A 9,561-nucleotide genomic window follows, 5' to 3' on the forward strand; every position below is an offset into this window, starting at 1 on the left:
CGCACAGGGGCAAGCCGTGATGCGCGGCTCGGCCAGTGCCTGCGGCGTCGTCGCCCTGCCGGCTGGCAGCTATGAGGTCACGGCAGCACTTGCCGTCGCCTCGGCGCGGCGGGTCGTCGACGAAACCGGCTGCCAGGCGGTAAAGCTCGAAGGCGGCGTCGACATGGTTAGCCAGATCGCGGCCATCGTCGCCGCCGGCATTCCGGTCATGGGGCATATCGGCCTGCAGCCGCAATCGGTCGAGAAGGACGGCGGCTACAAGATCAAAGGCCGCACCGAGGAGGCTGTTGCGGCTTTGCTTCGCGATGCGCTCGCCGTCGAGAACGCCGGGGCTTTCTCGGTGGTCATCGAAGGCACGGTCGAGAGGGTCGCCGCCGATATCAGCCGCCGCCTCGCCATCCCAACCATCGGCATCGGCGCCAGCGGCGACTGCGACGGCCAGATCCTGGTCACCGACGACATGGTCGGGCTGACCGTCGATCGCGTGCCGAAATTCGTCAAGGAATACGCCGACCTGCGCAACGCGATCTCGCATGCCGCAAAGAGCTATGCAGCAGAAGTGCGAAACCGGACATTCCCGGGCCCCGGCCATGTCTTTTCGGCGACAAACAGCAGGGATGACGCATGAGCCAACCCGTCGTCGTCGATAGCGTTGCCGCACTTCGCACGCAAATCCATGACTGGCGCCGTGACGGCCTTCGTGTCGCCATGGTGCCGACCATGGGCGCTTTGCACGACGGGCACATCTCGCTGGTCAGGATCGCACTCGAAAAAGCCGAGCGCTGCGTCGTGTCGATCTTCGTCAACCCGACACAGTTCGCGCCGAGCGAAGACCTCGACAAGTACCCGCGCCAACTCGCCCGCGATCTCGACCGGCTCGGCGCGGCAAAGGCCGACCTTGCTTTCACACCGACGGTTGGCGAGATGTATCCCGCCGGCTTCGCCACGAAAATCTCGGTCGGCGGCCCCTCCGCCGGGCTCGAATCGGACTTTCGGCCGACCTTTTTCGAAGGCGTCGCCACCGTCGTGGCAAAGCTCCTCCTGCAGGCAACGCCCGACTTTGCGGTCTTCGGCGAGAAGGACTACCAGCAGCTTTGCGTGGTGAGACAGCTCTGCGGCGATCTCGACCTGCCCGTCGAGATCGTCGGCGCCCCGACGATACGCGACGCGCATGGTCTCGCCATGTCGTCACGCAACGCCTATCTCGATGAGGCCGAACTGAAGGTCGGCCGCCAACTCAACGTGATATTGCGCAAAACGGCTGCGGCCCTGGCGGCAGGCGCCCACCAAACCGACGCAACCGAAGAGGCCAGCCGCGACCTCATCGCCGCCGGTTTCCAGAAGGTCGACTATGTCGAGGCACGCGAAAGCCTGACGCTTGCGCCATGGCGTCGAAACCGCGAAGGGCGTCTTCTCGCAGCGGCATGGCTCGGCAAAACCAGGCTAATCGACAATGTGGGGGTTCCCGCTGCCTAGCGAAGGCTCGATCCTCCGCGGCGGATTGCTGCCGCGCCTAGCTCTCGCTCTTTTGCCGGCCGGCCCTGACGATCAGGTGTCCCGCGACGATCCCAACCACCCCGGCAAAGGCTTTCACCAATGCATCGATGAGGCGTGCATGGCGACCGGGATCAATGAGCTGAAGCAGTTCCAGCATGCCGGCGATCACAGCCACAAAGATCACCACTTGATACAGTCGGTTGGGGAAGCCGACCGCGAGGGCGAAGCCTAGCAGGACATAAGCCAAGGCACGCTCGACATTTGCTTCAGCGAGATGCGGCCGCATCTGGATCGGCGACAAGGTCGCGAAAATGATGATGGCGAGCAGCGCCAGCGCCGCAGTGCGGAACAATTTGGTCATGGCCCTTGCATATCCGTGGTGAGCCGGCACGGCAAACGCCGCGATGACGCATGGCCGGGTCGCGGCCGCCATTGCTGCCCGCCAGTGGCCTTCGCCGAACTATTCCTCCGTCGGCATATGCAGATACATCGACTGGATGCCGACACGGCCCGGTCCGGTGAATCGGTTGACGATGAAATTCATGTTGGCGCCGAAGAAGCCGCTCGACAGGCGATCGATCTTGGTCTCCATCCTGACCGAGGCATCCTTGAACAGCCAGCCGCCTGGTTCGATGTCGATGGTTTCGCCGGCGGCGAGCGTCTTTTCGAAGACGTTGCCATAGCCGTGCAGCCAGACGATGCCATCGCCGGAATCACCGCGAAAGCGGTCGATGAAAAAGCCGCTCTGGCCGAACAGCATCGTCGCCAGGCCGCGCACCCGTTCGAAGGTGTAGTCGACATTGCCGGTGGCGGCGAGAAACTGGTGCTCGCGCACCTGGATCTCTTCGCCGTGCCTGAGATGGATCGGCACGATGTGGCCCGGCCCATCGCGGCTGAAGGCAACGATGCCCGCCCCCGACGCCTCGGTGACGAAGATCTGCATGCCGGCCATCATCCGCTTCAGCGCGCCCTTCAGCGATTTCAGGCCGATGGTGATGGTGGAATTCTTCCACAAAAGGATGTGGTGCTCGAAATAGACCGGCATGCGCGTGACATCGACCGAAAGCACCGGCACCAGCTCGCCCGCTATATGATAGGTGACGCCGCCAAAGGTCTCGTCCGACACCTGTGTCGGCATCAGTTCCGGCAAGCTTGGCATGACGATTCCCCAAGCTGCCTCGCATGCCACCGGTCAAACACCGATCATGGCTGGGGTCAGCGGCCACAGCTTTGCGCTCGATATTTGCGCCGTCAAATGAAAGCCGTGTGCTCGAGGGTCCACTCGCAACAACGTGATGCAATCGCGCGATCATCGAGCGCTCAGGCGGTCAGCATCCGCTCAAGAATCAACGCAGCAATACCGGACTGCGCCGGCCCATAATTGTCGGCCCGGCCAATCTCGGCAAAGCCGTTGGCCAGATAGAAGGCGACCGCACGCCTGTTCTGCTCCACGACCTCGATGCGTAGAGAGCGGGCTTCCGGAAAATTCTCGATCACCTCATCGAGCAACATCCCGCCGATGCCCCGGCCTTGCAGGTCGGGTGCGACATGGAGCTGTTGCAGGTCGACCACGGTGCCGCCTTCGACGCTTTCGGCATAGGCGACGCCGCCGATGCGCTTGCCGTCGTCGGCGACCAGGAATTCGGCATTCGGCCGCTCAAGGCTAGCTCTCAATTTCGCCGGCGAACACCAATCCTCGATGACCCGGTCGATCCGATCAGGGCCATAGACCGCGTCATAGGTCGTGTGCCAGGTTTCGACCAGCAGCGCCCGGATGGCCGTCAGATCACGTTCACCTGCGGTGCGGACAAACACCGCGCTACTCGATGCCCAGCTTGGTCTTGACGAGGTCGTTGACCGCTTGTGGATTGGCCTTGCCGCCGGTCACCTTCATCACCTGGCCAACGAACCAACCGGCCATGCTCGGCTTGGCGCGCGCCTGTTCGACCTTGTCGGGGTTGGCTGCAATCACCTCGTCTACGGCCTTCTCGATGGCGCCGGTGTCGGTGACCTGCTTCATGCCACGGCTCTCGACCAGCTGGCGCGGATCGCCGCCCTCATTCCAGACGATCTCGAACAGGTCCTTGGCGATCTTGCCGGAAATGGTGCCGTCCTTGATCAGATCGATGACCGCGCCAAGCTGCTCGGGGGAAACCGGAGCGTTTTCAATGTCTTTTCCGGCCTTGTTCAATTGCCCGAGCAGATCGTTGATGACCCAGTTGGCGGCGAGCTTGCCGTCGCGGCCGGCGGCCACCTTCTCGAAATAGTCGGCGATCGGCTTTTCCGAAACCAGGATCGAGGCGTCATAGACCGACAGGCCGAGCGACGCGATCAGCCGCGCCTTCTTGTCGTCTGGCAGTTCCGGCAATTCCTTGGCCAGCGCATCGACATAGGCCTGGTCGAATTCCAGCGGCAAGAGGTCCGGATCGGGGAAGTAGCGGTAATCATGCGCCTCTTCCTTGGAGCGCATCGAACGCGTCTCGCCCTTGACGGCGTCGAACAGCCGCGTCTCCTGGTCGATCTTGCCGCCATCCTCGAGAATGGCGATCTGCCGGCGCGCCTCGTAGTCGATGGCCTGGCCGATGAAGCGGATCGAGTTGACGTTCTTGATCTCGCAGCGCGTGCCGAACTCGCCGCCCGGCTTGCGCACCGAAACGTTGACGTCGGCGCGCATCGAACCTTCGTCCATGTTGCCGTCGCAGGTGCCGAGATAGCGCACGATGGTGCGCAGCTTGGTGACATAAGCCTTGGCTTCGTCGGCCGAGCGCATGTCGGGCTTGGAGACGATCTCCATCAGCGCCACGCCGGAGCGGTTGAGGTCGACATAGGACATGGTCACATGCTGGTCGTGCATCGACTTTCCGGCATCCTGCTCCAGATGCAGCCGCTCGATGCCGACTTCGATGTCCTCGAATTCGCCCTGACGATCGGGGCCAACGGAAACGATCACCGTGCCCTCGCCGACGATCGGCTGCTTGAACTGCGAGATCTGGTAGCCCTGCGGCAGGTCTGGATAGAAGTAGTTCTTCCGATCGAAGACCGACTTGTGGTTGATCTGCGCTTTCAGCCCAAGGCCGGTGCGGATCGCCTGCTTGACGCATTCCTCGTTGATGACCGGCAGCATGCCGGGCATCGCCGCATCGACCAGGCTGACATTGGCGTTGGGCGCCGCGCCGAAAGCGGTCGAGGCGCCGGAAAACAGCTTTGCTTCCGATGTAATCTGGGCATGGACCTCGAGGCCGATGATGATCTCCCAGTCGCCGGTGGCACCGGAAACAAGGCGCTTGGCGTCGGGCGTGCGGGTGTCGATGAGGGACATGGTGGCCTGCGTATTGGAACTGCGGATAATGCGTTTCGCACACTTTGGTGTGCAACTTCGCTAGTGCAAACCGCCAAAAGAGACAAGCGCCCAAAAAACACAAGCGCAAAGCCGCGGACTGGCCTTTTCAGCTGCGTTCGCCTATGGGAGGTCCATTCCAATGGAGAGTGGATGTCCACTTACGCTCAGTCCCGGTAAGGCCCTGACCTCCTGGCGAGGCAGGGCAGAAAACCTGAAACCCCGTGCCGCGAAGCTTCGCGGCGGCGGCATTTTTTGTTTTCCCGGAAAACTCTCACATGGATATTTCGCGCAGCGCATGACCCCGAAAATCGGTATCGATTTTCGGAAAGGATCATGCGCCAAATCATAAGTGCCACAGCGTCCTTTGCGCGTGCAAGAGGACGCGCGGCGCTGTGGAAACAGCGCATCCTGCACCTGCTCGCGCAGGGCGGACGCATTGAAATCGAAAAGAACGAGAAGAAACGGATCGCCTCCGTCAAATGCCTGACCCGCGACGGCTGGCATTATCCGGGCGTCGATCTCGAGCTGTTTCGAAAACTGAAGCGGAAGAAGGCTGTTTCTTCGTCTGACGGTGGACCCTACCGCATCACCCGGCGCGGGCTCGCACTCGTCCGCTCCGAACTCGACAACAGGTAACCACGGCTCCGCCGGTCGGTTCTCCGGCCGGCGGTTCGCCTCACCGCTCAGGCGGTGGCGATGTAGGCTCTGATCTCGTCGGCCTCGCGCTCGACATCCTCGATGCGGCGCTTGACCACGTCGCCAATGGACACGATGCCATCGAGCATGCCGTCCTTTTCCACCGGCAGATGGCGGAAGCGGCCTCGGGTCATGATCTCCATCACCTCGTTGACGGTGTGGTTTTCGTTGCAGATCTTCACTTTCGGCGTCATCGCCGAACGCACGGGGATATCGAGCGCGGCTCCACCTTCGCGGGCGACAACCCGGACGATATCGCGCTCTGACAGGATGCCGACGATCTTGCGATCGCCATTGGTGATGACCAGCGCCCCGATCTTGTGCTCTGCCAGGATACGGATGGCTTCGCTAAGCTTTTCGTTCGGCCCGAGCGTCAACACGTCATGGCCTTTTCTCTCGAGAATTGCCTTAACCGTCATGGCGTCCTCCTCTGCTTTGCCTGCCGGTTCCTGCCCTGACCGGCCTTCACGTAAGAGTGAACATCGTGCGCCGTGATCGGTTGCATTTCAAGTGTGGTGGTCGGCCGTCTCCCATTCGGGCGCCTGCCATCGCCTGTCGAACCAGCGCAGGCCGAAGAAGCCGGCGACAAAGCCGCCAATATGGGCCTCCCAGGCGATCTGGCCGTCTACCCCCGGGGCAAAACCGAGCAGGCCGGTGGCGAGATTGATGACCATCCACATGGCAAGGAAAATCACGACACCGCGCAAGCGCAACACGAATGCGATCGGCAGCACCGGGCCGGCGAAGGCGGCCTTGCCGGCCGAACGATCGGTGCGGAAGCCAAAACGCGCCGCAGCCCCCATCATGCCTGATATCGCACCGGAAGCCCCGACCAGCGGCGCCTCACCGTAAGGATGCAGTGCCCAGAAAAGCGCGACCGAAGCCAGCCCGGTTGCGGCAAAGAACAGCGCGAACCACAGCGTTCCCAGACGGTTTGCCAATGGTGAGCCAAACGCGGCGAGCCACACCATGTTGATGGCGATATGGGCAAAGCCGCCATGCATGAACGCGTAGGTGAAGGGCCGCGAAAACAGGAACCAGTCGAAGCCGTATTGCCCGGTGTAGAGAACGGGGATGAAGGCCCCGTCATACAGCAATGTCATCTGCTGGGATTCGCTCAACACATATTGCTGCAACAGATAGACGACGACGCAGATGCCGATCACCGCCAGCACGACGGGCGGCAGGTTGAACACCGGCTCGCGCCGCGGCTCGGGCGCGCCCTCGACCGGGTCGGCTTCCGAGGGAATTACCGGTTCACTCATTTGAAATTGCACTCACTGCGGGATTCCAGGTTCGAGCATCTAGATTAACGCGGACCGAACAGCAAACCGCGAATCATCTGGCGCGAATCAAAAAAGAAGCCGTTCAAGGTTTCCCTTGAACGGCCGGTCGAGCCCCCTGCTCCCCTAAAACTCTGACTGAAGTGCTGCCGATCGTCGCGAAACGACCGCTTCTGGAGTGGTTTTTGTGTGCCACGGGGCTGGCTCAGACGCAACGTAAACCACTTGTTAACCTTAACGACCCCGACCCGTGAACAAGTGTTAACGACGCTGGCACGCTTCCTGCTCCGCAACGCATGTAGGTCCTCGGAGGGCGCCCTTCTGTTCACCGATGGGACATCAGACGACAGATTGCGCGGAGCAGCATAGCATGAACCAGAATGGATCGATCACGCTGTTCCAATATTGGAACCGCCTGCGTGATGGACGCCCCGCCCCGAAGCGTTCGGAGGTCGAACCGGCCGACATCAAGTCGCTGCTGGCCGACACCTTTATCCTGGAACGTGACACGCGCGGACAGGCCGTATTCCGGCTGGCCGGCACGAGGCTTTGCGCCTGCTACGGCCGCGAGCTCAAGGGGTTTTCCTTTCCATCGCTGTGGCGCGAGAAGGACCAGCGGCTCGTCTCGCGCCTGATCCATGGCGTGTTCGAGCAGAAATCGGTCGTGCTCATCAGCTATGAGGGCTTCAGCCGCAACGGGCGCTCCAATAAGTTCGAACTGCTTGCCCTGCCGCTGGACGGCGGCGTCGAAAATCCGCGCTGCCTGGGCGTCATCAGCGCCGTGGAGAAACCCTTCTGGCTGGGTGCCGATCCGATCACCGATGCGTTGATCGATTCAATCCGCGTCATAGATCCGGAGAAGGAGCTTCTGAACAATCGCCCGGCGATCGATGTTCCCTCGCTTGTTCCCGATGAACTTGGGGCACCCGAGACGATCTCGGCGCTCGGCCGGGTGCGTCGCATCCGTCATCTCGTCGTCTTCGATGGCGGGCGCGAGGAATAGTCCGCTGTTTTTTGAGACCTGATGCACGTCGCCCAAAACTGCGCGGCGGTTTTGGCACCACGGCCTGCAAAAAGGAAAACGCTGGAGCGCCCGCTTTTCCCCTTTGTTAACCCGCTTTGTTGTACTTCTGTGATGAAGTTCCTCGCATCGGCGCGCGGGATGCCAAACGGGGTGTAGGCAGTCATGAGGTCAGCGGCGGTCGACTATGCGCCGTCCCAAGCTGAAAGGCGAAACTTTCAGCGCGTCCGGGTTAAAATTTACGGACGCTTCATGCTGGAAGACCGCACCGAACATCCCTGCCAGGTCGTCGACATGTCACCGGGCAATGTCGCGTTTCGCACCGACCGCATCGGCATGCCCGGCGAAAAAATCATCGCCTACATCGATCATATCGGCCGCATCGAAGGCGTCGTCACACGCACCCTGCAGGACGGTTTCGCAATGACCGTCATTGCGTCGGATCGCAAGAAGGACAAGCTGGCCGCGCAATTGACCTGGCTGGCCAACAAGCATGAACTCGACCTGCCGGAAGATCGCCGCCACGAGCGCGTCGCACCGCGCAATCCGACAAGCGTGCTGCAGCTCCCCGACGGCCGCCAGTACCAGTGCCGCATCATCGACCTTTCGCTCTCCGGCGCCGCTGTCGAAATCGACGTCAAACCGGCGATCGGCATCCAGGTCATGCTTGGCACCATGCGCGGGCAGGTCGTGCGTCATTTCGAGGACGGCGTCGCCATCGAATTCGCTGTGATCCAGCGTCCCGAAACGCTTGATTCCGAATTCAACACGCCACGCGCCTGAGCAGGCCCGACAGCAACATTCCAGGAACCGGCCCTTGCGGCCGGTTTTTTGTTTTCGACGCCATGGCATGCTTCGGCCGCTGTTGGAGGGGCCTGGAAGCCCTCCGCCCCCGTCGTGAGGGGCCCCAATATCCAAACGAATTAATACTCAAATGATTCAAATTTTACGTTTATTCTATTGGACTTTTACTCAATATCTACTTCGCGCTTTTGCGTCAAATAAATCCACATGTGGCAATGTCTCCTTCGAACGGGGAGACTACAACAATGAAGAAAACGAGGGGCAAGCTGTTGCTGGCGGCAATGGCGATGCAGCTTTCCGCTTGGGGATCAGCATATGCCGCGGGACCGGCCTATATGCACACCGGCGGACGCACCACCCAGCCTGTTGGTCACTATGAGTTCTGCCAGCGCATTCCCGGCGAATGCAGCGAACGGACCCGCAGGGGTGCGCCGGTCGAACTGACCCGCAAGCTGTGGGCGACGATCGTCAACATCAACAATTCGGTCAACACCCGCATCAAGCCGCGCACCGACATGGAAAACTACGGTGTCGAGGAATATTGGGCCTATCCGGCCAATGGCTATGGCGATTGCGAGGATTACGCGCTGGCAAAGCGCCGCGAGTTGATGGATGTGGGCGTCCCCGCCGGCAATCTGCTGATGACGGTGGCGCGCCAGCCGAATGGCGACGGCCACGCGGTGCTGACCGTGCGCACCAGCCTCGGAGAATTCATCCTCGACAATCTTGAGACCAAGGTCCTGTCCTGGACGGACACCGACTACACCTATCTCAAGCGCCAGTCGGACCAGAATTCCGGCGTTTGGGTGAAGATCAATGACGGCCGCTCCGACGCGGTCGCCAGCGTCCGCTAAAACAGAGCTCAAGCGCGCCGCGTGAATGCGAGGCGCTTCAGGACAAACCCGGTCGAGTCCCCGCCC

General features: G+C 61.4%; 12 protein-coding genes. 6 read left to right on the plus strand and 6 right to left on the minus strand.

Features of this window, described 5'->3' with window-relative positions:
• Together panB and panC are read left to right on the plus strand one after the other, a co-directional pair.
• Positions 1–628: 3-methyl-2-oxobutanoate hydroxymethyltransferase (gene panB, locus EOA22_RS15240; RefSeq protein ID WP_127390062.1), on the plus strand; the 628-nt coding region annotated here is incomplete at its 5' end.
• Positions 625–1,476: a pantoate--beta-alanine ligase gene (gene panC, locus EOA22_RS15245; RefSeq protein ID WP_063168095.1), complete on the plus strand. Its 852-nt coding sequence runs from the start codon at positions 625–627 to the stop codon at positions 1,474–1,476. The genes panB and panC, both read left to right, overlap by 4 nt.
• A 37-nt stretch (positions 1,477–1,513) precedes the next feature.
• On the opposite strand, the gene EOA22_RS15250 is transcribed toward panC, so the two are convergent.
• The 4 genes from EOA22_RS15250 to gatB all read right to left on the minus strand — a co-directional run bounded on the left by EOA22_RS15250 (position 1,514) and on the right by gatB (position 4,816).
• On the minus strand, positions 1,514–1,930 hold the full coding sequence (locus EOA22_RS15250) for a hypothetical protein (RefSeq protein ID WP_082826463.1): 417 nt from the start codon (positions 1,928–1,930) through the stop codon (positions 1,514–1,516).
• Between the two features lie 27 nt (positions 1,931–1,957).
• Complete coding sequence (locus tag EOA22_RS15255) at positions 1,958–2,656, minus strand: AIM24 family protein (protein WP_027160398.1); 699 nt, start codon at positions 2,654–2,656, stop codon at positions 1,958–1,960.
• A gap of 161 nt (positions 2,657–2,817) precedes the next feature.
• The gene (locus tag EOA22_RS15260) at positions 2,818–3,312 is read right to left on the minus strand and encodes a GNAT family N-acetyltransferase (protein ID WP_063168096.1); all 495 of its coding nucleotides are present in this window, start codon (positions 3,310–3,312) and stop codon (positions 2,818–2,820) included.
• A gap of 4 nt (positions 3,313–3,316) precedes the next feature.
• Complete coding sequence (gatB, locus tag EOA22_RS15265; RefSeq protein ID WP_063168097.1) at positions 3,317–4,816, minus strand: Asp-tRNA(Asn)/Glu-tRNA(Gln) amidotransferase subunit GatB; 1,500 nt, start codon at positions 4,814–4,816, stop codon at positions 3,317–3,319.
• A gap of 354 nt (positions 4,817–5,170) precedes the next feature.
• Here gatB and EOA22_RS15275 point away from each other — a divergent pair, with 354 nt between their 5' ends.
• Entirely contained in the window at positions 5,171–5,473 is a 303-nt protein-coding gene (locus EOA22_RS15275) for a YjhX family toxin (RefSeq protein WP_082826465.1), read from the plus strand.
• A 47-nt stretch (positions 5,474–5,520) separates the two neighbouring features.
• On the opposite strand, the gene EOA22_RS15280 is transcribed toward EOA22_RS15275, so the two are convergent.
• Entirely contained in the window at positions 5,521–5,952 is a 432-nt protein-coding gene (locus EOA22_RS15280; protein ID WP_013531344.1) for a CBS domain-containing protein, read from the minus strand.
• Between the two features lie 87 nt (positions 5,953–6,039).
• Positions 6,040–6,798, minus strand: coding sequence for a rhomboid family intramembrane serine protease (locus EOA22_RS15285; protein WP_013531343.1), 759 nt, complete (start codon positions 6,796–6,798; stop codon positions 6,040–6,042).
• Positions 6,799–7,186: 388 nt separating this feature from the next.
• On the opposite strand from EOA22_RS15285, the gene EOA22_RS15290 reads away from it, so the two are divergent.
• The 3 genes from EOA22_RS15290 (at position 7,187) to EOA22_RS15300 (ending at position 9,495) form a co-directional block, all read left to right on the plus strand.
• Positions 7,187–7,819 (plus strand): PAS domain-containing protein, encoded by a 633-nt coding sequence (locus tag EOA22_RS15290; RefSeq protein ID WP_024503876.1) that lies wholly within the window; start codon positions 7,187–7,189, stop codon positions 7,817–7,819.
• 183 nt (positions 7,820–8,002) lie between these two features.
• Positions 8,003–8,620, plus strand: a complete 618-nt coding sequence (locus EOA22_RS15295) for a PilZ domain-containing protein (RefSeq protein WP_127390063.1) — start codon at positions 8,003–8,005, stop codon at positions 8,618–8,620.
• Between the two features lie 266 nt (positions 8,621–8,886).
• On the plus strand, positions 8,887–9,495 hold the full coding sequence (locus EOA22_RS15300) for a transglutaminase-like cysteine peptidase (RefSeq protein WP_127390064.1): 609 nt from the start codon (positions 8,887–8,889) through the stop codon (positions 9,493–9,495).
• Positions 9,496–9,561 lie beyond the last annotated feature (66 nt).

The organism is Mesorhizobium sp. M7A.F.Ca.US.014.04.1.1 (assembly GCF_003998745.1).
In the GTDB taxonomy this organism is placed as follows: Bacteria; Pseudomonadota; Alphaproteobacteria; order Rhizobiales; family Rhizobiaceae; genus Mesorhizobium; species Mesorhizobium ciceri.

Excerpts from the sequence above, each read along its gene's own strand:
- panC (WP_063168095.1), top strand. The coding sequence starts at position 625 with ATGAGCCAACCCGTCGTCGTCGATAGCGTTGCCGCACTTCGCACGCAA.
- EOA22_RS15250 (WP_082826463.1), bottom strand. The coding sequence starts at position 1,930 with ATGGCGGCCGCGACCCGGCCATGCGTCATCGCGGCGTTTGCCGTGCCG.
- EOA22_RS15255 (WP_027160398.1), bottom strand. The coding sequence starts at position 2,656 with ATGCCAAGCTTGCCGGAACTGATGCCGACACAGGTGTCGGACGAGACC.
- gatB (WP_063168097.1), bottom strand. The coding sequence starts at position 4,816 with ATGTCCCTCATCGACACCCGCACGCCCGACGCCAAGCGCCTTGTTTCC.
- EOA22_RS15275 (WP_082826465.1), top strand. The coding sequence starts at position 5,171 with ATGCGCCAAATCATAAGTGCCACAGCGTCCTTTGCGCGTGCAAGAGGA.
- EOA22_RS15280 (WP_013531344.1), bottom strand. The coding sequence starts at position 5,952 with ATGACGGTTAAGGCAATTCTCGAGAGAAAAGGCCATGACGTGTTGACG.
- EOA22_RS15285 (WP_013531343.1), bottom strand. The coding sequence starts at position 6,798 with ATGAGTGAACCGGTAATTCCCTCGGAAGCCGACCCGGTCGAGGGCGCG.
- EOA22_RS15290 (WP_024503876.1), top strand. The coding sequence starts at position 7,187 with ATGAACCAGAATGGATCGATCACGCTGTTCCAATATTGGAACCGCCTG.
- EOA22_RS15295 (WP_127390063.1), top strand. The coding sequence starts at position 8,003 with ATGAGGTCAGCGGCGGTCGACTATGCGCCGTCCCAAGCTGAAAGGCGA.
- EOA22_RS15300 (WP_127390064.1), top strand. The coding sequence starts at position 8,887 with ATGAAGAAAACGAGGGGCAAGCTGTTGCTGGCGGCAATGGCGATGCAG.